Here is a 22,290-nt window from a genome sequence, read left to right as displayed (position 1 = left end):
AATATAGTATGATTTTGTGGGAGGAGTATGTTTTATGTCTGAATTTACTCATTTTAACGAAGAAGGTAGAGCGAAAATGGTGGACGTTAGTGATAAGCCAGAAACGGCTCGTACGGCACTTGCTCATTCCAGCATTACGGTTAGTAAAGAAATATATGAAAAAATAACAAATAATGAAATGAAAAAAGGCGATGTTCTTGCAGTGGCTCAAGTTGCTGCGGTTATGGGGGCAAAGAAAACCTGGGACCTAATCCCGATGTGCCATCCTATACCTTTGACGGGAGTAAATATATCCTTCTCTTGGGAAAAGGAACACGATACAGCTTATACATTAAATATCGCCGCTGCTGTCAAAACAAAAGGGAATACAGGTGTGGAAATGGAAGCGTTAACAGCCGCTTCCACATGCGCTTTAACTGTTTATGATATGTGTAAAGCTGTGGATAAAGGTATGGTTATTGGAAAAACCTATTTGGTGGAGAAAACCGGTGGGAAAAACGGAGATTTCCACAGAACGGAACAAGTTAAATAAATTTACAAACTATTTATAGGGGGTGGGAGAATATGAGTAATGAAACAATGAAAATACCACAAGCGACAGCAAAGCGGCTGCCCTTATATTATCGATTTTTAAAGAATCTACATTCTTCCGGTAAACAGAGAGTTTCGTCTGCAGAATTAAGTGAGGCAGTGAAGGTGGATTCGGCAACAATTCGGAGAGATTTCTCCTATTTCGGAGCCTTAGGGAAAAAGGGATATGGCTATAATGTCAATTATTTATTAACCTTCTTTCGGAAAACACTAGACCAAGATGAATTAACAAAGGTAGCCTTAATTGGTGTAGGTAATCTCGGTACAGCCTTTTTAAATTATAATTTTTTAAAAAATAATAACACAAGAATTGAATGTGCCTTTGATGTTGATCCAAACAAAATGGGAACAACGATCCGGGATGTACCAGTTTTTCATATGGATGAGCTTGAGAAGGTGTTAAGCAATGATGATATTCATGTAGCCATTCTGACCGTGCCTGCACCAGTGGCACAGATGATTACGGATAGACTTGTAAATTCCAATATTAAGGCGATACTGAATTTTACGCCTGCCAGATTAAATTTGCCGCCTTCGATTCGCGTTCATCATATCGATTTGGCTGTTGAGCTTCAATCACTAATATACTTCCTAAAGCACTATCCAACAGAGGAAACAGAAGAATAAGAGTAAAGACCTTTTCACTTGTTAATGAGAAGGTCTTTTTTTGTCGAATAAAAATAACAAGGGAGAACTTTACAAGTGTAACAGTGTTATGTTACATTGTTTCGGAAAGGGGTTTTCATGATGAGCGAGGATTTAATTTCAAAAAAGGATTTGTTAGATTTAGCAGGAATATCTTATGGGCAGTTATATAGATGGAAACGAAAAGACCTTATCCCTGAAGATTGGTTTATTAGAAAATCAACATTTACAGGTCAAGAAACATTCTTTCCGAAAGTAAAGATCTTAGAACGGATTAATAAAATCCAAATGATGAAAGAAAACCTTTCTTTAGATGAGCTGGCGGATATGTTTTCACCGAATATTGCTGATTTGCAACTGGAGAAGGATGAATTAATAAAACGTAACATTGTTTCAAAAACAGTAATTGATTATTATTTAGAAATTGAAAAAGGCGGTCCCGAATTTAATTTTTCGAGAATTCTTGAAGTGTATGTATTAGAAAAGCTGCTTCAATCGGGTGAAATTAATTTGGATGAAGGAAAAATGCTGATACAGGTGTTACTCGATAATAAGTCCTTGATAAAGCAAAAGAGTGCTGAGTTGGTGATAACCAGAAAATTAGGGGTTTCTTCCTGTTTTTTGATAATAAATACAGAGAGTTTCCATTTTGAACGTGGGACGAAAATAGTGGCACAGCTATCGTTAATGGCGTGCATGGAAGAAATCAAATCGAAATTATTATAAAGGAGAATCTTAATGGAAACGAAAAAAAGGGGAGACTTGCTGATAAATGGCTTTGGGTCATCCAATGGCGGATCATTCAACACACTCACCATAAATGGAAAAGGAACGGTTAATGGTGATGTGAATTGTATGGAGTTTGATTGTAACGGAACAGGTACCATAAATGGCAATGTTGTTTCGAATACGGCAAAGTTTAATGGGCACGGGAAGATTAAGGGCAATTTGGAGAGTCAGTCACTTACGATTGATGGAACCGCTGGAATTACCGAAAACCTAATGGTGAAAAAGCTGAAGGTATCAGGCAAAGCAAATGTTGGCGGGAAAATTAAAAGTGATGAAATAAAGATTAAAGGCAGGCTTACGGTGGGAGAAGATTGTGAAGCGGAAACGTTTAAGGCAGAATCGCAATTTACAATAGGCGGTTTGTTAAATGCAGATTTAGTTGACATCACTATTTTTGCTAATTGTAAAGCAAAAGAAATAGGCGGGCAAACCATCCTCATTAAACAAAAAGCATCACTTCTGGGCTTGCTTAAAGGGTTCATTCCAACTCAATTAGAAACGGAATTAATAGAAGGAGATAAGATTGAAATTGAAAACACGAAGGCATCCATGGTTCGAGGAAACAATATAACAATAGGTCCCAACTGCATAATCGGTGTAGTTGAATATTCAGGAGATTTGTCGATGGATGAAAAGGCAGTCGTAAAAGAAGTTAGAAAAGCTTAAGGGGGAAGAGAAGTGACAAGGGGGCAAAATCTTACAATTAATGGGTCTGGGAATTATCCAGGAGGGCAATACGACAAAATTAGCATTAGAGGAGACGGCACGATTAACACAGATGTCGAATGTTCTGCTTTTCATATTTTTGGAACGAGTGAAGCGTTGGAAAATCTTAAAACAGGGTCCGTAAAGGTATTCGGTGAGGCAGAAGTAAAGGGAAATATGGAGTCAGAGGAAATGCTGATTATGGGGACTATGGCAGTCGGCGGCAGGGCTGCTTTGAAGAAAATGAAAATACTTGGGACACTTGACGTTGGCGAAAATTTAACAGGTGATGAGGCAAATATTAAAGGAACGATATCTGTAGGAGGTGACGTCGAGTATGAGACCTTTGAATCGTCAGGTGGTTTTGAAATAAAAGGTCTGCTTAATGCTGATAAAATTAACATATCGTTACGGTTCGGGCAGAGTTTTGCAGAGGAAATTGGCGGTGGAATGATTACGGTTAAGAAAAAGTCTAACTCCTTCCTGCCATTTGGAAAAGAAACCGGGATGCTGACTGCTAAGGTTATTGAAGGGGATATCGTTTATTTAGAAAATACAAAGGCTGATATCGTTCGCGGTAAAAAAGTGAAAATCGGAACAGGGTGTCAAATTGGAACCGTGGAGTATACAAATGAATTGACCCAGGACCAGAGCTCTACGATAAAAACAAAAACAAAAACAAACCTTTAAGTAAAAGGTCTTTTCGCATTTTAGTGAAAAGACCTTTTCATTACACTTATTTCTTTATTTTGTCTTTATATTTATTGTAAAAGAAAATGATTCTTAAACCAGAGCCGAAGTCAAATGTGGCAAGTAAAACGAGCAGATAGCTGAAAAATCCCCATCCGTTTTGTTTGACATCCTCGATAGCAAAATAGGTAAATAAACAACCTAGAACAATATAGATAATTCCGGAAAACATGGGTGAACGTCTCATAGAAAGCCTCCGATAAAGTTTTGAATCCCTTCTGCCTCACGAATGATTTCATCAATCTCATCTTTATAAACCGATTGAATGACGACAACTAATGTATTCATGGCAACATGGGCAAAAATTGGTACAAGGATATGTTTTGTTTTTACATAGAGAAACGCAAATGTAAAGCCCATTGCAGAATAGAGTAGTAAGTGCTGCGGCTCCATATGGGCTAAAGCAAAGATAACCGAGCTAATTAGAGCTGATAAAAAAAAGTTAAAACGTTTATGAAGAGTACCGAAAATAATTTTTCGAAAAACGATTTCCTCTAATATCGGACCGATTACCGAACTGACTAAAATGGCGAGTGGAAAGGATTCAATAATGTTAAGAATTTGCTGTGTGTTTTCTGATCCCATTTCAACACCAATAAGCCGTTCGATATTAGCAGCAAGGCCTTGGGCAAATAAGGCTAGGAAAACACCAAATACAGCCCAGGTAGCCGCAAAGCCAAAGGAACTGCCTCTTTCATTCAACCCTGGTTTCTTCATTTCCGTTCGTAATAGGAAGAGTATAATAACAAGGGCAAGGGTAAAGCTGAAAATTAACCAATAGGGAACAACAAGCCCTTGATTCATCCCTAAATACCCAAATAGAAACATCATCCCTGGAATTCCTATTAAGCTTGATAACTGCATTGCAATATAGACAATTAAAATAATCCAATATTCCCTTTTCAAATTCATATATCTCCTTTGAGAAGCCTTCTTATTATCTTAACCTATTCTCCATTCTACTAATAAAACCAGGGTTGTTTCAATTTTAAAGATTAATCCCAAAGAACTATGTATATTCCTGTGCGTAATTCGCATACTTGTAGGGTTGTAAAAAATTTTAAAAAAATACAGCTTCACACTTGCAAATTTTTTTGGCATTTATTATGATAATAATTGTGTTAGCACTCAAGTAAAGAGAGTGCTAATAAGTCAGAATTACATATCTATTTGAGGAGGTTGTTTGATTTGTTAAGACCATTAGGTGATCGTATTGTCATTGAGCTTGTTGAATCAGAAGAAAAAACTGCAAGCGGTATCGTTTTACCGGACTCAGCTAAGGAAAAGCCTCAAGAAGGAAGAGTTGTTGCCGTAGGTACTGGCCGTGTGCTAGAAAATGGCGAACGTGTTGCTCTTGAAGTTTCTGTAGGCGATCGTATTATCTTCTCAAAATACTCTGGTACAGAAGTAAAGTTTGAAGGAACTGAATATTTAATTTTACGTGAAAACGATATCCTTGCTGTTGTAGGCGAATAAGGATTTTTTAAATCAATAATTAGTCTAAAGAATACGAGGAGGTTTTTTAAACATGGCTAAAGAAATTAAGTTTAGTGAAGATGCACGCCGCGCAATGCTTCGTGGTGTTGATGCGCTGGCAGATACAGTAAAAGTAACTCTTGGACCAAAAGGACGTAACGTGGTTCTTGAGAAGAAATTCGGTTCACCGCTTATTACTAATGACGGTGTAACAATCGCGAAAGAAATCGAATTAGAAGATGCTTTTGAAAATATGGGTGCTAAGCTTGTTGCTGAAGTAGCTAGCAAAACAAACGATGTTGCTGGTGACGGTACAACTACTGCAACTGTTCTTGCTCAAGCGATGATTCGTGAAGGCTTAAAGAACGTTACAGCTGGTGCTAACCCAATGGGTATCCGTAAAGGGATTGAAAAAGCAGTTGCTGTAGCAGTTCAAGAATTAAAAACTATTTCTAAGCCAATTGAAGGCAAAGAGTCTATTGCACAAGTTGCTGCTATTTCTTCTGATGATAAAGAAGTAGGTCAATTAATTGCTGAAGCGATGGAGCGCGTTGGTAACGATGGCGTAATCACAATCGAAGAGTCTAAAGGCTTCACAACTGAATTAGATGTTGTTGAAGGTATGCAATTTGACCGCGGATATACATCTGCTTACATGGTAACAAACACGGACAAAATGGAAGCTGTATTAGAAAATCCATATGTCTTAATTACAGACAAAAAAATCTCAAGCATCCAGGAAATCCTTCCTGTTCTTGAACAAGTTGTTCAACAAGGCAAGCCATTATTATTAATTGCTGAAGATATTGAAGGGGAAGCACTTTCTACTTTAGTATTAAACAAACTTCGCGGAACATTCAATGCAGTTGCTGTTAAAGCTCCTGGCTTTGGTGACCGTCGTAAGGCAATGCTTGAAGATATCGCTGCATTAACTGGCGGTGAAGTGATTACTGAAGAGCTTGGCCGTGAACTTAAAACGACTACAATCACATCTTTAGGACGTGCTTCTAAGATTGTTGTTACAAAAGAAAACACTACAATCGTTGAAGGTGCAGGAGATACTGCTGCGATTCAAGCTCGTGTAAATCAAATCCGTGTTCAATTAGAAGAAACTACTTCTGAATTTGACCGTGAAAAATTACAAGAGCGCTTAGCGAAATTAGCTGGCGGTGTAGCAGTAATCAAAGTTGGTGCTGCGACTGAAACTGAATTAAAAGAGCGCAAGCTTCGTATCGAAGATGCTTTGAATGCTACTCGTGCTGCAGTTGAAGAAGGTATCGTATCCGGTGGTGGTGTTGCCCTTCTTAACGTATACAGCAAAGTTGCTGAAGTTCAAGCTGAAGGCGATGTAGCTACAGGTATTAACATCGTATTACGTGCGATTGAAGAGCCTGTACGTACAATTGCTCACAATGCTGGTCTTGAAGGATCTGTTATCGTTGACCGCTTAAAGCGCGAAGAAGTTGGAACAGGCTTCAACGCTGCTACTGGCCAATGGGTAAACATGATCGAAGCTGGTATCGTTGACCCAACTAAAGTTACTCGTTCAGCATTACAAAACGCTGCATCTGTAGCGGCTATGTTCTTAACAACTGAAGCAGTTGTTGCTGACAAACCAGAACCTGCTGGTCAAGGCGGCATGCCTGACATGAGCGGTATGGGTGGAATGGGCGGCATGATGTAAGGTCTTTAAGCCCTACATTTGAGAAATAGTTACTGTTATTTCTCACCCATTTTGAGAAGTAGTCATGTAAATAATTTATTTCAATAGCAATAACCACTTCCTGTAAAATTTAGGGAGTGGTTTTTTGTGTTGTTAAAATTCATCCATGTTTTTATCAAAAATTTATAAATACAAATTTGCATCGTACTTTCCGTATATAAAACCCTCAGAACCTCTATTTTTGTTGAAGTTAATTTAACTCTATCCTCAGTTTTAATCCCTTCCTGCTTAGCAAGAAAAAATATACGAAAACAGAAGGATAAATTACTATTCCAATAATCGGTTAATTTTTACATAAAAAGTAAATAATACAATCGATGTATTCTAAAACGTTTCAAATAAAAAATACTTCTGAGCATTTATAGGAGAGGTTTTTATGTTCAAGAAAATTCTTTCTCTAATACCGGACTATATAATCTTCTTACAAGCATTTATTACATTTTTAGTTCCACTTGGATTTTATAAATTTTTCAAATGGATTCATTCATTAGAGAAAGAGTGATAAATAGTGAAATGGCGGAAGCTAAACAAAAGCCAGATGAAGATTGAAGAATCTGCCAAAAAAGCAAAACAGGATAAACAGCCATTTCAAGAATCTATTAATGAAATGACCGGCAATCTTACGGCAGATTTGAATCTAATTCGCAAAGAGATAGGGCATAATTCAGATGTAACGTTTCGTGAGTTTCAAATGGGAACAACGGGTATTCGTATTGCCATTATTTTTATAGATGGGTTTGCAGATGCGGATGTAATTAATAATCATATTTTGGTTGATTTCATGTCGGCTTCACCAAAAGAAACCGGCCATCCACTAAAAAACTCCTCCTTAAAAGAGTATATTAAAAACCAAGCCCTTTCTGTATCCGGTTTAAATGAAATTCGTACTCTTAAAGATATAACCTCCGGAGTAATGTTTGGGTCAATTGCGATTTTAGTTGATGGTCTAGAAGACGTTTTCCTGGTTGGCGGTGCTAAAGTCAAAACAAGAAATATTGATGAGCCGCCTACTGAGTCATTGGTACGTGGACCCAGGGTAGGCTTTATTGAAAATTTAAAGGATAATACAGCTCTTTTGCGGCGGCATGGCAAAGATCAAAACTTATCCATAATCAGCTCTCAGGTAGGAGAGCGGTCCAAAAAAGAACTAGTCATTATCTACATGAAGGATATTGTGGACCCTCATTTATTAGAAGAGGTTAAGCAACGGATTAGTAAAATAAAAATTGATGATGTACACGACTCTAGTTATATTGAACAATTAATTGAAGATAATTTTTTAAGTCCATTCCCGCAAGTGCAAAGTACAGAACGACCTGATCGTGTTATGGGTGCTTTGATGGAAGGAAGGGTGGCGTTACTGTTGGACGGCTCACCTTTTGCCTTAATTGTTCCTGTTACCTTCCATATGCTGTTGCAGTCTCCTGAGGACTATTACGAAAGATGGATGGCTGCGACATTAATTCGTATATTACGTTATTTTTCAGCCTTTATTTCTTTATTTGTTCCTTCTTTATATATTGCTTTTATTTCCTTTCATCCAGGATTAATTCCAACCAAGCTCATTTTTTCCATTGCAGCCACCAGAGAGGGAGTTCCTTTTCCCCCCCTAATTGAGGCACTCATAATGGAAGTATCTATTGAAGTATTAAGAGAAGCCGGGCTTCGTTTACCAAAACCAATTGGACAATCGATAGGGATCGTGGGCGGTTTAGTCATTGGAGAAGCAGCAGTGCAAGCAGGAATAGTTAGTCCAATCATGGTCATCGTAGTTGCTGTCACGGCCATATCTTCATTCACGCTCCCGCAATATAATGTAGGGGTTGCATTAAGAATTCTTCGCTTTGCCTCAATGCTATTTGCTAGTGTGTTTGGATTATATGGAGTCGTTCTGTTCTTTCTATTGCTATGCAGCCATTTGGTCAGGCTTAAAAGTTTTGGCATTCCATATGTGAGCCCTGCTGTATCATTTCGATTGAGTGATTGGAAGGACTTCATGATACGGGTCCCCTTATTTCTGATGAAACGCCGTCCAAAACTGTTGCATCCAAAAGATTCAGTAAGAAAAAGGTAACGGTTCGAAAGGAGTTGACTAATTATGACTTCCAGTTCTTTAGATCGAATAACTTCTTATCAAGCAGTAATGTTTATCACAAATTTTATTTTCGGTGCAGGGATTTTAACGCTGCCCAGAACCACGACAGAGAAAATCAAAACTCCCGATTCTTGGATCGCAATCATTGTTAGTGGATTAATTATTACTCTTGTAGCAGTAATCATATTAAAACTATGCCAAAGATACCCGGACGAAACTTTTTATCAATTTAATCAAAAACTTCTTGGGAAATGGATAGGATCGCTGCTAAGTTTGACAGTTATCTGCTATTATATTGCTTTGTCCGCATATGAGGTTCGAACTATGGCTGAAACTACACGATTATTCTTACTTCAGGGAACTCCAACATGGGCTATTATGATGCCATTTTTGTGGATTGGTCTATACTTAGTTCAGGGCGGGGTAAATGCCATTGCTCGGTTATTAGAAATTATTTTTCCAATTTCGGTTCTTTTTTTCCTTTTAGTTATGTTTTTAGGCATCGAATTATTTGAGGTTGATAATTTACGCCCAGTGTTAGGATCAGGGGTTAAGCCCGTCTTAAAGGGGGTAACATCCTCCTCTCTTTCCTTTGCAGGCTTCGAAATTCTCCTCTTTATTTATATGTTTATGAAAGAAAAAAACAAGGTAACAAAAGTTCCATTACTTGGAGTTGGAATACCCTTTATCTTTTATACCATGACAGTGGTAATCGTAATAGGCTCCATTTCAGTAGACGTAGTGCTGTCACAAACATGGCCTGTACTTACATTTATTCGAAGCTTTGAAATCACAGGCCTTTTATTTGAACGGTTCGATTCTCTCATTCTTGTCATTTGGATTATGCAAATATTTGCAACGTATGTCATTGCTTTATTTATTGCTACTCTAGGATTAAATCAGATTTTTTCGAAAAGTACTCACGCATTTATTTATAGTTTAATACCTCTCATTTATTTAGTTTCTATGATTCCTAAAAATATAAATGAGGTATTTAAAATGGCGGATATGATTAGTAATTTCTCCCTTTATTTATTTTTTATTATGCCGCTGGTCCTTTTCATTATCTCAAAGGTGAAGGAAAGAAAATATGAAAAAATGTAAACCTTTACTAAGAAATTCTTTTGTCTCAATGCTTTTACTTTTTCTGCTGTCAGGTTGTTGGAGCAGCAAATCCATTGAAGATCTAAATATCACCGTTGGCTCAGCTATAGATAAATCCAAAGATGGAAAAATTCGGTCAACTCTTCAATATGTAATACCACAAGCAATCGGTAATTCAAGTAGTAAATCACCACAACAAAAATCTTATACTAATGTCTCTGCGACAGGAATTTCACTAGAGCCAATCGGTTGGGAAACGACCTTACGAAGAGAGGGTCCTATTTCAGGGGCACATCAAAAAGCAGTGATTATTGGGCAAGATCTTGCTCGTGATGAGCCAATTAGAGAATTAACAGATTTGTATTTTCGGGTTATTGATCTTAGAGGAAGTACCTTAATCTTTATTTCTAAAGGAGAAGCTGCACGAACTCTCGAATCAAAGGAAGCTGGTGTCATTCCTGCAAGACGCTTGGTAGAAATTGCAGAACAGGAACTTACAACAAGAGCTTTGAAGCCCCTTCCTTTAATAAAGATTTGGGGAAAATCGAACTCTCAGACCAGCTTCCTTTTACAGCTGATTGATTTAAAAAAGGGAGAAATTGAATTTAATGGAGCAGCCGTAATAAAAGGAAGAACAAACAAGATGATTGGGATTCTTAATAAGGAAGAGATTGAAGGCATAAATTGGATAACAGGAGAAGGTAAAAGCGGAGCGGTAAAAGCCTTCCAGAAAGCGTCGGATAAACCCACATATTATCAGATTGAGTCGATGAAAAGCAAAATAAAGCCGCATGTTACCGGTGATAGAATTTCGTTTAATGTAAAAATTGAGTCAGAGGGAAAAATCACTGAATATTGGAATCCTCACTTTAAACCTGCTTTTAAGAATAAAACTATTAAACACATAGAAAATGCGGCTGAGAAAGAAGTTATGCGCTTAGTAGTGAATACCACAAAAAAAATGCAAAAGGAATTCGGAGTTGATGTTGGAGGATTTGGCAACCAATTGCGAATTCAATATCCTAATGTTTGGAAAAATGTGAAGGACAATTGGGATGAAAAATTTAGTGAGATTCCCATTACATATGATGTATCGATTACGATAAAGGATTACGGAATGATTGGATCAAAGAAAAATAAATAACTTTTGCTAGTGCAAAAGACATTACTTGTTTTTCATCTGGCAGACCAATTTTTTTAAAACTCTTAAGCAAGACGTTTGTTGGCGATTAATGACGGAAAAATTAGATATACCACAATGTGAATTTAGAGGAGTAACATTACGAGGGTCTGAACATTAGGTTCTGGCAGTTGATGGGCATGTGGCGGTATCCCTAATAAGAAAATAGGGAGTCCCTAATAACTGGACTCCCTACTTTATTGTGAAACATTTATGTTCCTACATAGGACATACAGAATCATAAAATGTAATAGCTACTTACCTCTTATTTTTATTTAATATACACCGTTACTTGTTCCAATACGAGTAGCTCCTGCTTCTACCATTGCTTTCATAATTTCTGGAGTTCTTACACCACCAGAAGCTTTAACACCAATGTTTTCACCCACGTATTTTCTCATTAGAGCTACATCTTCCACTTTTGCACCACCCGTCGAGAAGCCTGTTGATGTTTTGATGAAATCAGCTCCCGAATCACGTACAATGATGCTTACTTTTTCAATTTCTTCTTTTGTTAATAAACATGTCTCAATAATAACTTTTACAAGTGCTTTTCCTTTTGCAGCCTTCACAACTGCTTCAATATCTCGTTGAACAACTTCGTAATGACCTGCTTTCAATTCTCCGATATTGATTACCATATCAATTTCATTTGCACCGTTATCAATTGCATCCTTTGCTTCGAATACTTTTGTATTCGTTGTATTTGCTCCTAACGGAAATCCAATTACAGTACATACTTTTACGTCAGAACCCTTCAGTACTTCAGCTGCTAGGGAAACCCAATAAGGATTTATGCATACAGATGCAAAGTCATGTTCTAACGCTTCGTGTAAAGTTTTTTCAACTGCTTCTTTTGTTGTATCTGCTTTTAAAATAGTGTGATCAATCAGTTTATTATAATTCAATGAATATCTCTCCTTAATTTATCGCCATCATTTTAATTTTGACTATATATATGCTTTTTCCGAATTCAGGCATTTTTACACTAAAATTATCTGCAATTATTGCTCCAATATCTGCAAATGTTTTACATATCGGAAGATCATTTGTATTTATTTACATCGTCTGTTTCTATATTTTACAAACAAGCCTCTAATGCAATTTTCATCATTTTATCGAATGATGTTTGCCTTGCTTCAGCACTAATTTGCTCATGGGTTACTAAAGAATCTGAGATAGTTAGGATACACGCTGCTTGTTTTCCTAATATTCTTGCATTATGGAATAATGCATAGCTTTCCATTTCTGTACAAATACAATTATGTTGATTATAAAAATCAACATGATTTGGAACATTAGATTCATGATAAAATACATCACTTGAATGTATTCTACCTCTAACAATAGGAATATGAATGCGATTTGCAGTATCTTCAATTTTCTTTGTTAATAACTCACTAGGAAGCTGAATATCACCATTTACTCCTGCTTGAACCTTTGCAAATGTTGATTCACTCCATGCACTATCTACAAGCACGATATCATGTATGTTCAGTTCTTCTGTATAAGCTCCTGCACTACCAATACGGATAATATTTTCTACATCATAAAATTTATATAATTCGTATGAATATATTCCGATACTTGGCATTCCCATACCAGATCCCATTACAGATATTTGTTTTCCTTTATAACTTCCTGTAAAGCCCAACATATTACGTACACCATTAAATTGCACTGGATTTTTTAAGTAGGTATCCGCAATATATTTCGCACGTAGTGGGTCTCCTGGCATTAAAACTGTGTTTGCAATTTCTCCGACTTTTGCAGTATTATGTGCTGTTGTCATATTATATCACTCCATTTTTCATTCTATTGTATTGACAAAAACAAATGCCACGTATATTGAAGTAGCCGTTTCATAAGTTTTGAATCCCAGCATGAAGCGTACTCTTTTCTTAATGAAACGATGATCTTGTTCAATGATATTATTGAGATATCCACTTGTCTTATTTGGATGCCTTCAGACATCTTTTGCTTGTCTTTTAGCTATTTGTATATATTTAGTTTTATTTTCGAGAACTGTTGAGGTATATAAAATTTATTATGCATTAATGGAAAATCTGAATTACTGTATAGACTTTCTAATAGTAAAAAGCACTCATCTTGGCCAATTAGTTTTTCTTTAGGATCAGCCAAATAAACGGTATTTGTATATTTTATTTCCAACTCTGCATGCTTGGCATTCATATACGCTTGGTTCTCTAGAAAATCGAGCAATTGTTTCTTATTATTTAAGTCCAAGGATAAACTTTCTACTGTTTGCATAGACATATAAGTAAAAGCATATGCTAGTAAATCGTTTTCCTTCCTATACAAACGTTCGACAGCGATTACTGCAGATGAATCTCTTTTTAAAATTTGTTTCGTGAAATCTGTTTCCACGTCCAGTCGATAATGTAAATCGATTCGGTCAAATGTACCTACATGGCACTTATGCATAGGGTTACTTAATATTTCTAATTGACGATCCTCTTGTTTATAAAACGAATCGATTACGAAATTTCCCTTTCCACGAATATTCCCCACTATACCATCTTCTTGCAAAAGTGCTAAAGCTTGTCTTAAAGTTGCGCGACTAATCCCTAGGCTCTTTGCTAAAACTGGCTCTGAAGGAAGCTGACTTCCTACAGCGTATTCTCCCTTCGTAATTTGAAGAAGGAGCTCGTCATATATATTTATAAAGAGTGGTCTTTTAAATTTATTTGTATTCATTTAGTATCCTTTTCCTAATAATTGTTTTTTTGTATAGTAACATATTATTTTAGGAATTTTAAGAAGGAGGTACCGTATTCAGGCATAGTCACATCAAAATTATCTGCTATGGTTGCACCAATATCAGCAAATGTATCATTTTCAGGTAATTTACCAGAGTCCTTTAATTGTTTCGAATAGACCAACACGGGAATAAATTCACGAGTATGGTCTATACCAGGAAATGTCGGATCAAGAATCCATGACTATCAAGTATATACATTCATATTTCTTCATGCTACTTCTTTCCTTATATTTATAGTAGTATCCAATTTGCGACCAACCAAAAGCCAAAATAAAAAGAGAGCTAATAGAGCAATTGCTGCAAAAATATTTAGGATACTACTATAATTCAATGCTGTCGGATCATCTGTCACAAAACTCAAAAAGCCGAATTGTAAATCTTTCTTATCAATTAAAATAGACGAATATGAGAAACCAGTTGTAAAACCAATACAAACGGCGACTAGATTATAGAATCCTATTGCTGTCCCTTTCTTTTCATCCGGTATATTTTTAATACTTGTTTCGATCATCGGTGCATATATCAATCCAAAGCTAGAAGATAATAAAATAAGAGATACGACAAACACTGCGATGGATTTATCTATAAAGAATACACCAAGTAGTAAACTGACAAGAATAAAAGAAACTCCCAGGTAAATACATTGTTTGCTGCTTAAAAATTTCCCTATTTTACCGGATAGTGCCCCAATGAGTGCTGCTGACAAAGATGCTGGTATGAACATCAATGAAATAGTATCCAATTTGATATGATATATATTTTTCATCAGAAACGACAATGTATTTAGCGCATAGGCAGATTGAAGAGAGTAAATCATAAATCCTATAAGTAACATAAATAAAAATTGTTTGTTTTTAAAGAATTCAATTGAAATGAACGCGTTTTTATTTTTACTTATATAGAATAAAAATGTAAGAATAGATACAATAAAGAGCGTAAAAAATCCCCAACTAAAATTTGACATATACAACATGATCGAAGCAGCAATTACCGCGACTAAAATTATTCCTAAAACATCTAGTTTACGTTGCTTTCTTTCTTCTTTTGGTAAATGTTTTAGAATGAATGGTACGAATGCTAAGCTTAGTAATGGAACTAAAAACAAGTTTTGCCATTGCAAATAAGTAGCAATGAATCCCCCTGTTAATGTACCGATAACTGTAGCCAATTGGAAACCACTTGTAGAATATCCTATATATTTCTTTTGCGATTCTGCACTTGCGTATTTAGCGATAAAAATTAGATATAGTGTTTCAGTTGCCGCGTAACCGGTAGCTTGGATCATTCTCGATAAAACGATTAACCAGTAATTATTGTGTGTGATATAACCAAGTAAAGATCCTACACACATTAAAATAATTCCTGTTACTAGTAGATTTCGAATACTAATCGAATCAGATAGAGCAGAATAAACAGTTGCAGCTATTCCCACTGCTAATCCTGCAAGCGTTACTTGCCAACTTATAGTACTTGCTGATACACCAAAATATTCTACTAAATCTGGAGAAATGATTTTAAAAGAGTTATCGACAACGAGTGAAAAAATCATTAAACTCAACATAATCGGAACTATTTTACTTAAGTTTACGTTCGATTTTTTATCAATTGAACTACTCATGGGTGATTACACCTCCACTATTATTAAAGGATTGATTTCCATTCATCATGCATTGACGACCACTTTTCAAGGTATCTCTTAATTCACTTCAGTAAATCCGTTGGACTTATTGACGAAAGGACAAGTCCCTTTTTTTCATATTCCTGTCTCTATCCTTTCACGCGGGTAAGTTACAGCTTTTCAGCAAACCAGTCCGTTGTTATCTTTAGCAGTTTCTCTGCAATGGATTGATCCGACGTTTTCTTTTTGCTCCTTTAGTTGAAAATTTTGCTGTTTTTTAAACCTGTCTATTTTTTAGACAAGTTTAAAATATCATATTTTTTTATTTTATGCAATCGCTTTAAATAATCAAAAGAGGGGTACCGCCATATGCCCACCAAGCTAAAGCGAAATTGTATCTATAAAACGAAAAAAACATTATTCTTTTTGTAGAATTAATTCTCAATACTTACAGAATAAAACTATTAAACACATAGAAAATGCGGCTGAGAAAGAAGTTATGCGCTTAGTAGTGAATACCACAAAAAAAATGCAAAAGGAATTCGGAGTTGATGTTGGAGGATTTGGCAACCAATTGCGAATTCAATATCCTAATGTTTGGAAAAATGTGAAGGACAATTGGGATGAAAAATTTAGTGAGATTCCCATTACATATGATGTATCGATTACGATAAAGGATTACGGAATGATTGGATCAAAGAAAAATAAATAACTTTTGCTAGTGCAAAAGACATTACTTGTTTTTCATCTATTGAATGAACTTAAAAATAAGGACCTGAACCTAATGTTCAGACCCTCGTAATGTTACTCCTCTAAATCCACATTGTGGTATATCTAATTTTTCCGTCATTGAACGACAACAAACGTCTTGCTTTAGAGTTTTTAAAATTGGTCTGCCCTATGGGGTTCCTTTTATGTAATGTGCTTGACTTCCTGCCATTTTATTAGTATTAGAACACATTAAATGTAAACTTGGAAAACAGTGATAAAAGGGGACTTTTTTAAAGGTATTTCTCCTTAATATATGTCCAAATGAATGGGCGGCATGATGTAATTTGCCCCTCCAACCCTTGATATATTAGGGTTTGAATGTAAGTGAAAGATTTATTAATTGAGGCTTCTCATAAGTTGAACGAACTTTTGAGAAGCCTCTTTTTTCATGTCTTTTAAAGGAGAAAGTGATCAATAATGTAAGCGTTATTGTTCGAATGTACTCGACTCTCTTAAGTAACCACCATTTTACAATGAGTACCCTCACATTACAGGTTTTATGGTACCTGCATCAGTAGAAAATGACCAAACTGATTCTGTCATCCTGACGTTTAGATAGGTTCAGATGAGTAGGTTGTTAATCAATGAAAGTCCCGTAATGATTATTCTTAGTTTGGCATCTAAGTCATAAATTTGTTCCACTATCGTTTCATCGATAGTAGAAATACAAGAGTTTTCCTCAACAAAAAATTTTTCCGGAAAACGGGGAAAAGCCTGGTTTAAAGGGGTTTCCTTTACTTTCAATCAAACGATTAGTTAGTATAAAATTTGTTTGTCCTTGTTAGAATATGTATTTCGTTAGTTTCTATTGTCAGTTTTTAAGTTGATTCCTAACAACACAACTTTTATACGACAATTAATTCTCTTGAAAACAGCACAAAGTTCGATTATTTAAAGGGTTTACCCTCATTTCAATCAAACGTTTGATTAGTTGAATTTGTTTTAACCAAACGATTGATTAGAAAAGCCTTAAATCCTGCCAAACTAGTGTTTATTCCTCCTTAGTAGAAAGAATATTGTCTAGAAGAAGATCTAGTAAAAATGGTGGAGAGCACATTTATCAAAATGCAACGTAAAACCCTAGTTTTAGCTGTGGGGATACTGCTGCAAATGCTTCTGGAATTAATAGATTTATAGTAATATTAAAAATAGATTAGTAAAATATTGACAAAGGTGGGGTACTAATGACTGAAAAAGTTACTGTATTAGGTGCAGGTACAATGGGGCATGGAATTGCTCAACTTTATGCACAGGCAGGATATGATGTTTTCTTATATGATATAAAAGCTGAATTTTTAACCAATGCGGTCACTAGAATTTCAACGAATTTAAATATGCTAATTCAAGAAGGAGTTATTGGTGAAAAGGATAAAGAAAGCGCGCTGTCCCATATTTTTACAACGACTAATTTAGAAGAGGCTGTTAAGGATACATCCTTTGTTACCGAAGCTGCTTCAGAGAATTTAGATATTAAATTTAGCTTGTTCAAACAATTGGAAGAATTAATCGAGGATGATACCGTTATTGCCTCTAATACTTCAACATTTTCACTAAGACAATTATCAGAAGGGATTCAAAAGAAAGACCGATTAATTATCACTCACTTCTTTAATCCAGCTCAGATTGTTCCGTTAGTGGAAGTGGTGAAGGGTCCTGATACTGCACATGAAATTATTGACCGAACCGTAGAAGTACTGGAGAGTATTGGGAAAAAACCAGTAGTTCTGAAAAAAGATATTCCTGGTTTTATTGCCAATCGCTTGCAAGCAGCACTAGTCCGTGAAGCTTTTTACTTACTAGATGAAGGGATTGCTACCCCAGAAGATATTGATTTGGCCATTACAGATGGTCCCGGTTTCAGATGGGCATTCATTGGTCCATTAGAAACCGCTGATTTTGGAGGACTTGATATTTGGAAGAGTGTAGTTGAGAATCTTGCCCCTGTATTATCAAAAGAGTTAAAGATTCCAGCATTTGTTGAGGAAAAAGTTCAAAGTGGAAATCTAGGAACCAAAACAGGTAGTGGTTTATTTACATATGCAGGTCATGAAGAAGTTCAGCAGAAAATTAAACAAAGAGATGAAAACTTTGTTAGATTAGCTAAAATAAAGAACACATAAATTTTTTGGCTGTGTTAAAGGGAAATGTTGATTTTATAGCCTGTTGATTGGAGCGGAAGGTGCGAAGACTCCTGCGGGAGTACGGGGCTGGGGAGACCCCACAGGCGCTTTAGCGCCGAGGAGGCTCCCCGGCACGCCCGCGGAAAGCGAAGCACCTGGAGCGGAAATCAACAGTCTTGTTTAACACAGCCAAATTTAAAAGAAGGCAAAGAATCAATGTGTACTGCACCCCAATAATTAGATTTCACTTTAACTTTTGGGGTGCAGTATAAAATGGGCGTTGCCTTTTATGTGTCTTGTTAGTTATAGCTTTCTATGAATTGCTATAAAGTCATTATTCCTTCTTTCGTCAATTGACTTGAATGTTGTTTTTTTATAATAATGACAAAGAAGCTTGCTAATAAACAGAAAACTCCAGCCAAAAAGAATGCCCAAGTGTAAGTGTTGAAAAATCTATAGATTAAACCTCCACCAAATGCAGCTACTGCAGCACCTGCCTGATGAGATGCAAAAATCCAACCATAAACGATCCCACTTTTTTTCGTGCCGAAGATTTGTCTTGAGATACTAATCGTTGGTGGAACCGTTGCAATCCAATCTAATCCATAAAACACAGTAAAGATCATTAGCATCGTAATGGAACCTTCATTTAATGCAAAAGGAAGGAATACAAGAGAAGCCCCTCTTAAACCGTAATACAAGAATAATAGCCATCGATTATCGAAACGATCGGACAGCCACCCGGATAGAGTGGTTCCTACTAGATTAAAGATTCCCATAAACGAAAGAAACGAAGCTGCTGTAACTAAAGGGATTCCAAAACTAATACAGTAAGAAACAAAATGTGTACCAATTAAACCGTTCGTTGAAAGCCCACAAATAAAGAAACTACCAGCTAATAACCAAAATTCCTTCACTTTTACAGCTTGGAATAAACCTTTGAAGGCTATAACAATAGGATTTTCCTTCTGACTTTCCTTGCTCTCTTGTATTTCTTGTTCAAGTCCATAGGGAAGAATACCAGCATCCTTTGGTGTGTTTTTCATAAATAAATAGATTATTATAAGCATAATGAAACTAAGGATCATAATTAAACCAATCGCTATGCGCCATGAATAATTTTCGATAATAGCCGCTAAAACAGGAAGTAGAATTAACTGACCTGTTGCCGTACTTGCCGTTAGTATTCCTACTGCAAGTCCTCTTCTTTTCACAAACCAATGATTCGCTACATATGGACTTACTACCGTTAAAAAAAGACTCGCTCCCAGTCCAATAATAACGCCCCAAATAATGATCAACTGCAATGACTGGTTCATAATTAAGGTTAGTATGATACCAGTCAGCAAAGTTGTCATTGAAACGATCATCATTTTTTTTAACCCAATCACTTCTAATAATGCTGCCATGAACGGGCCTGATATACCATATAAAAAAAGACTAATGGCAAAAGCGAGTGCAATAACAGATCGATCCCAGCCAAATTCTTTTTCGAAAGAATCTATGAAAACCCCCGATGATGACATGGCAATTCCAGCTACAATAATGGAGAAAAATGTGATGGCAAGAATGAACCAGCTATAGTGTATACGTTTCAAAACTAAACTCCCTCCGTTGGAACCAGGGGGACGGTTCTAATGGCTTTGGTTTTGACACTAACCTTTAATTGAACCATGAGAACCGTCCCTCCGGCATTCTTTTTCTTAATATTAACCGGCAACTAATTATTAGTAAAATTGAAGTTTATGAAGTTATCCATTGATTTTTTTGATACTATAGACATGAAAAAAGATAAAAGTGGGTGAAAGGATGGAAATACGCCATTTTGTAACGTTTAATAAGGTCATTGAAATGGGCAGCTTTACACAAGCAGCAGAACATTTAGGTTACACTCAATCCACGGTGTCTTCTCATATTCAAGCACTTGAAGAACATTTAGGCGGCCCTCTGTTTGATCGGCTGGGTCGAAAGGTAAGATTGACTGAAATTGGTAAGAAGCTGTTACCCTATACACAGGAAATTTTAGATACTTATGGAAAAATCGAAAGCATCACCAGTGAGGAAGAGGATATTAGAGGGACGTTAAAGATTGCGGCTCCTGAGTCTCTAACAGTATACCGCTTAGAACCAATATTAAGAGAATATCGAAAGAAATTTCCTCAAGTAAACATCCGTTTAAGTAATGCCTCTTGCGGAGATAACAAGAAAGCAATCGTTGATGGTAGTGCAGATGTTGCGTTTGTCATGTTACCACAGTTTGAGGATTCAGATTTAGTCATACATCCGTTAATGAACGAACCGATTGTTCTCGTTGGAAGTCCTGATTGTTCACTGAATAGTTTACCTAAAAATTACAAAAATCAGAAGCTTAGCGAGTGTTTAATTACCAATGAGAAAGAAGGCAGTTATCGAAGAATATTTGAAGAGTTCCTACGTGATAGAGGGATTGTCCCTTCCAACATCATGGAACTTTGGAGTATTGAGGCGATAAAGCGTTCTGTAATGAGTGGGCTTGGTATTGCTTATTTACCTTTAATGACTGTACAGGATGAGATCAAGGAAGGGAAGTTGAAAATTATTCCTTGCGAGGCTGATTTCAAACAGATATACTCCCAAGTCGTTTATCACAAAAACAAATGGGTTTTCCCTGCATTATCAAGTTTTATAGAAATTACTTTGAAACATGCAAAAGACTGGTCCATATGTAAAAACTTTACAAAAACCTAACATGAGTTAGGTTGTGAACTTATGCGAATTTGTGTTATTTATAGAATAAGTAAAAAAATTAAGAAATACCAAATTTGACTAATAACTAAAGCAGGTGAAAAAATTGTTAGCTCATGAGCGTCATGAAAATATAATGGAATGCTTGCGAAAAAATAAGTCTGTCAAGGTGTCATCGATCACAAAAACGTTGGGTGTGTCTACCGAAACAGTCCGCAGGGATTTTGAATATCTCGAGAAAGAAGGGTTTTTAAGAAGGGTCCGCGGTGGAGCGGTTTTAGATAATGCGAACAGTCAAGAAATCAATTTCTCATTGCGGGAAACCAAAAATATTGAGGAAAAGAAGGAAATAGCGAAGATTGCTGCACATTATGTTACAGAAGGACAATCCATTGCATTAGATGTCAGCACAACAAATACCGAATTGGCGAAAGAATTAAAAAGCAGGTTTCAAAGACTTACCGTTATAACAAATTCCTTAATCATTGCCCAAGAACTTTCAGAAATGCCTAATTATACGATTTTGATGCCCGGGGGTGTCCTTCGAAATGAAGAATTATGCCTGGTAGGTTCTTTGGCGGAAGAATTTTTTAAAGGATTTCACATTGATACTTTTTTTATGAGCATCAGTGGTATTTCCTTGACGGAAGGGCTGACGGATTACGGGTTAGGTGAATACCAAGTGAAAAAGAAAATGCTTGAGAATTCTCAAAGTTGCATTGTGCTAGCGGATAGCAGTAAATTTGATGTTGCATCATTATTGAAAGTCTGCCATTTTGAAAGGGTTGACCGTATTATTTCTGATTCAAATCTATCCGAAAAGGTACTGCAGAAATATAAAAAAGAAGGTATTGAAATTGTGAATAAAATTAATTTGGAGGAAAAGTAGCCGTCTACTTTCCTTTTTTTTATGTGTTTTTTAAACTCAGTTTATCTCATTTCAGCTTCTCTCCTCAAATTTCAAGTAGCAAAGTAAATCTTTTATTTTTTGCAGCAAGGAAAATAAAATCCACCATCAGTTATTTATGTGTAATTGTGTGTTCTTGTGTAATTTTGCATAAAAATAACAATAATTTACACTATATTTACAGAAAATTAATAATGATTGTGTATTATTTATTTATACAAGAGGCGATTTATGTGATTGTGTTATATTTTGTGTTATTTTGAGGTGATGTTTCAAAATATCGGCGTACTAGGATTAAAGCACCATTTCA

Annotated in this window: 22 protein-coding genes and 2 pseudogenes; 15 read left to right on the top strand and 9 right to left on the bottom strand. The window is 36.0% G+C overall.

The features are described from left to right. Positions 1-34 precede the first annotated feature (34 nt). The 5 genes from moaC to TR08_RS05185 all read left to right on the top strand — a co-directional run bounded on the left by moaC (position 35) and on the right by TR08_RS05185 (position 3,420). Positions 35-532: a cyclic pyranopterin monophosphate synthase MoaC gene (gene moaC, locus TR08_RS05205; RefSeq protein ID WP_045516330.1), complete on the top strand. Its 498-nt coding sequence runs from the start codon at positions 35-37 to the stop codon at positions 530-532. A gap of 32 nt (positions 533-564) precedes the next feature. Beyond that, complete coding sequence (locus TR08_RS05200; RefSeq protein ID WP_045516328.1) at positions 565-1,218, top strand: redox-sensing transcriptional repressor Rex; 654 nt, start codon at positions 565-567, stop codon at positions 1,216-1,218. Between the two features lie 120 nt (positions 1,219-1,338). Then, the gene (locus TR08_RS05195; protein ID WP_045516326.1) at positions 1,339-1,962 is read left to right on the top strand and encodes a YhbD family protein; all 624 of its coding nucleotides are present in this window, start codon (positions 1,339-1,341) and stop codon (positions 1,960-1,962) included. Between the two features lie 12 nt (positions 1,963-1,974). After that, positions 1,975-2,691, top strand: coding sequence for a polymer-forming cytoskeletal protein (locus tag TR08_RS05190; RefSeq protein ID WP_045516323.1), 717 nt, complete (start codon positions 1,975-1,977; stop codon positions 2,689-2,691). Between the two features lie 12 nt (positions 2,692-2,703). After that, the gene (locus TR08_RS05185; protein ID WP_045516320.1) at positions 2,704-3,420 is read left to right on the top strand and encodes a hypothetical protein; all 717 of its coding nucleotides are present in this window, start codon (positions 2,704-2,706) and stop codon (positions 3,418-3,420) included. Between the two features lie 46 nt (positions 3,421-3,466). On the opposite strand, the gene TR08_RS05180 is transcribed toward TR08_RS05185, so the two are convergent. Together TR08_RS05180 and TR08_RS05175 are read right to left on the bottom strand one after the other, a co-directional pair. Further along, entirely contained in the window at positions 3,467-3,667 is a 201-nt protein-coding gene (locus tag TR08_RS05180; protein ID WP_045516318.1) for a YdiK family protein, read from the bottom strand. Beyond that, positions 3,664-4,386, bottom strand: a complete 723-nt coding sequence (locus tag TR08_RS05175) for a CPBP family intramembrane glutamic endopeptidase (protein ID WP_045516316.1) — start codon at positions 4,384-4,386, stop codon at positions 3,664-3,666. Before TR08_RS05175 ends, TR08_RS05180 begins: the two co-directional genes overlap by 4 nt. Positions 4,387-4,668: 282 nt before the next feature. Here TR08_RS05175 and groES point away from each other — a divergent pair, with 282 nt between their 5' ends. The 6 genes from groES to TR08_RS05150 all read left to right on the top strand — a co-directional run bounded on the left by groES (position 4,669) and on the right by TR08_RS05150 (position 11,022). Continuing rightward, a complete protein-coding gene (groES, locus tag TR08_RS05170; RefSeq protein ID WP_045516314.1) occupies positions 4,669-4,956 on the top strand; it encodes a co-chaperone GroES in 288 nt (95 codons plus the stop codon). Between the two features lie 52 nt (positions 4,957-5,008). Beyond that, entirely contained in the window at positions 5,009-6,640 is a 1,632-nt protein-coding gene (groL, locus tag TR08_RS05165) for a chaperonin GroEL (RefSeq protein WP_045516312.1), read from the top strand. Positions 6,641-7,055: 415 nt separating this feature from the next. Further along, positions 7,056-7,181: a hypothetical protein gene (locus TR08_RS33545; protein WP_274520993.1), complete on the top strand. Its 126-nt coding sequence runs from the start codon at positions 7,056-7,058 to the stop codon at positions 7,179-7,181. Between the two features lie 6 nt (positions 7,182-7,187). Continuing rightward, on the top strand, positions 7,188-8,753 hold the full coding sequence (locus TR08_RS05160) for a spore germination protein (protein ID WP_370576276.1): 1,566 nt from the start codon (positions 7,188-7,190) through the stop codon (positions 8,751-8,753). Positions 8,754-8,777: 24 nt separating this feature from the next. Further along, a complete protein-coding gene (locus TR08_RS05155) occupies positions 8,778-9,878 on the top strand; it encodes a GerAB/ArcD/ProY family transporter (protein WP_045516310.1) in 1,101 nt (366 codons plus the stop codon). Then, entirely contained in the window at positions 9,865-11,022 is a 1,158-nt protein-coding gene (locus TR08_RS05150) for a Ger(x)C family spore germination protein (protein ID WP_045516308.1), read from the top strand. The genes TR08_RS05155 and TR08_RS05150 overlap by 14 nt, the downstream gene beginning before the upstream one ends. A gap of 311 nt (positions 11,023-11,333) precedes the next feature. Here TR08_RS05150 and deoC read toward each other — a convergent pair whose 3' ends face one another. The 6 genes and pseudogenes from deoC to TR08_RS05130 all read right to left on the bottom strand — a co-directional run bounded on the left by deoC (position 11,334) and on the right by TR08_RS05130 (position 15,458). After that, entirely contained in the window at positions 11,334-11,966 is a 633-nt protein-coding gene (gene deoC / locus TR08_RS05145; protein WP_045516306.1) for a deoxyribose-phosphate aldolase, read from the bottom strand. Between the two features lie 173 nt (positions 11,967-12,139). Next, positions 12,140-12,850, bottom strand: coding sequence for a purine-nucleoside phosphorylase (gene deoD, locus TR08_RS05140; RefSeq protein WP_045516305.1), 711 nt, complete (start codon positions 12,848-12,850; stop codon positions 12,140-12,142). A 54-nt stretch (positions 12,851-12,904) separates the two neighbouring features. Then, a pseudogene (locus TR08_RS30770) lies at positions 12,905-13,032 on the bottom strand (DDE-type integrase/transposase/recombinase); the annotation flags it as partial. Between the two features lie 18 nt (positions 13,033-13,050). Then, positions 13,051-13,776 (bottom strand): GntR family transcriptional regulator, encoded by a 726-nt coding sequence (locus TR08_RS05135; protein WP_045516303.1) that lies wholly within the window; start codon positions 13,774-13,776, stop codon positions 13,051-13,053. A 44-nt stretch (positions 13,777-13,820) separates the two neighbouring features. Next, positions 13,821-14,009 (bottom strand): annotated as a pseudogene (locus TR08_RS33070) (phosphopentomutase); the annotation flags it as partial. 39 nt (positions 14,010-14,048) lie between these two features. After that, positions 14,049-15,458 (bottom strand): MFS transporter, encoded by a 1,410-nt coding sequence (locus TR08_RS05130; protein ID WP_045516301.1) that lies wholly within the window; start codon positions 15,456-15,458, stop codon positions 14,049-14,051. Between the two features lie 391 nt (positions 15,459-15,849). On the opposite strand from TR08_RS05130, the gene TR08_RS05125 reads away from it, so the two are divergent. Further along, a complete protein-coding gene (locus tag TR08_RS05125) occupies positions 15,850-16,170 on the top strand; it encodes a Ger(x)C family spore germination C-terminal domain-containing protein (RefSeq protein WP_081954353.1) in 321 nt (106 codons plus the stop codon). Positions 16,171-17,413: 1,243 nt separating this feature from the next. Continuing rightward, positions 17,414-18,349 (top strand): 3-hydroxyacyl-CoA dehydrogenase family protein, encoded by a 936-nt coding sequence (locus TR08_RS05120; RefSeq protein WP_045516298.1) that lies wholly within the window; start codon positions 17,414-17,416, stop codon positions 18,347-18,349. Between the two features lie 323 nt (positions 18,350-18,672). Here TR08_RS05120 and TR08_RS05115 read toward each other — a convergent pair whose 3' ends face one another. Further along, positions 18,673-19,947 carry an MFS transporter gene (locus TR08_RS05115; protein WP_045516297.1) on the bottom strand — a complete coding sequence of 425 codons (1,275 nt, stop codon included), beginning with the start codon at positions 19,945-19,947 and terminating at the stop codon, positions 18,673-18,675. A 211-nt stretch (positions 19,948-20,158) separates the two neighbouring features. On the opposite strand from TR08_RS05115, the gene TR08_RS05110 reads away from it, so the two are divergent. Together TR08_RS05110 and TR08_RS05105 are read left to right on the top strand one after the other, a co-directional pair. Then, positions 20,159-21,076 carry a LysR family transcriptional regulator gene (locus tag TR08_RS05110; RefSeq protein WP_045516295.1) on the top strand — a complete coding sequence of 306 codons (918 nt, stop codon included), beginning with the start codon at positions 20,159-20,161 and terminating at the stop codon, positions 21,074-21,076. 103 nt (positions 21,077-21,179) lie between these two features. Continuing rightward, a complete protein-coding gene (locus TR08_RS05105) occupies positions 21,180-21,962 on the top strand; it encodes a DeoR/GlpR family DNA-binding transcription regulator (RefSeq protein ID WP_045516294.1) in 783 nt (260 codons plus the stop codon). Positions 21,963-22,290: the final 328 nt, after the last annotated feature.

This window comes from Neobacillus niacini (assembly GCF_000759675.1).
Lineage (GTDB): Bacteria > Bacillota > Bacilli > Bacillales > Cytobacillaceae > Neobacillus > Neobacillus niacini_A.
The sequence above is the reverse complement of the archived record's forward strand: the minus strand, read 5'-3'. Positions and strand labels throughout refer to the sequence as shown.

Coding starts and splice junctions, on each gene's coding strand:
- moaC (WP_045516330.1), top strand. CDS start 35: ATGTCTGAATTTACTCATTTTAACGAAGAAGGTAGAGCGAAAATGGTG.
- TR08_RS05200 (WP_045516328.1), top strand. CDS start 565: ATGAGTAATGAAACAATGAAAATACCACAAGCGACAGCAAAGCGGCTG.
- TR08_RS05195 (WP_045516326.1), top strand. CDS start 1,339: ATGAGCGAGGATTTAATTTCAAAAAAGGATTTGTTAGATTTAGCAGGA.
- TR08_RS05190 (WP_045516323.1), top strand. CDS start 1,975: ATGGAAACGAAAAAAAGGGGAGACTTGCTGATAAATGGCTTTGGGTCA.
- TR08_RS05180 (WP_045516318.1), bottom strand. CDS start 3,667: ATGAGACGTTCACCCATGTTTTCCGGAATTATCTATATTGTTCTAGGT.
- groL (WP_045516312.1), top strand. CDS start 5,009: ATGGCTAAAGAAATTAAGTTTAGTGAAGATGCACGCCGCGCAATGCTT.
- TR08_RS33545 (WP_274520993.1), top strand. CDS start 7,056: ATGTTCAAGAAAATTCTTTCTCTAATACCGGACTATATAATCTTCTTA.
- TR08_RS05155 (WP_045516310.1), top strand. CDS start 8,778: ATGACTTCCAGTTCTTTAGATCGAATAACTTCTTATCAAGCAGTAATG.
- TR08_RS05150 (WP_045516308.1), top strand. CDS start 9,865: ATGAAAAAATGTAAACCTTTACTAAGAAATTCTTTTGTCTCAATGCTT.
- deoD (WP_045516305.1), bottom strand. CDS start 12,850: ATGACAACAGCACATAATACTGCAAAAGTCGGAGAAATTGCAAACACA.
- TR08_RS05135 (WP_045516303.1), bottom strand. CDS start 13,776: ATGAATACAAATAAATTTAAAAGACCACTCTTTATAAATATATATGAC.
- TR08_RS05130 (WP_045516301.1), bottom strand. CDS start 15,458: ATGAGTAGTTCAATTGATAAAAAATCGAACGTAAACTTAAGTAAAATA.
- TR08_RS05120 (WP_045516298.1), top strand. CDS start 17,414: ATGACTGAAAAAGTTACTGTATTAGGTGCAGGTACAATGGGGCATGGA.
- TR08_RS05110 (WP_045516295.1), top strand. CDS start 20,159: ATGGAAATACGCCATTTTGTAACGTTTAATAAGGTCATTGAAATGGGC.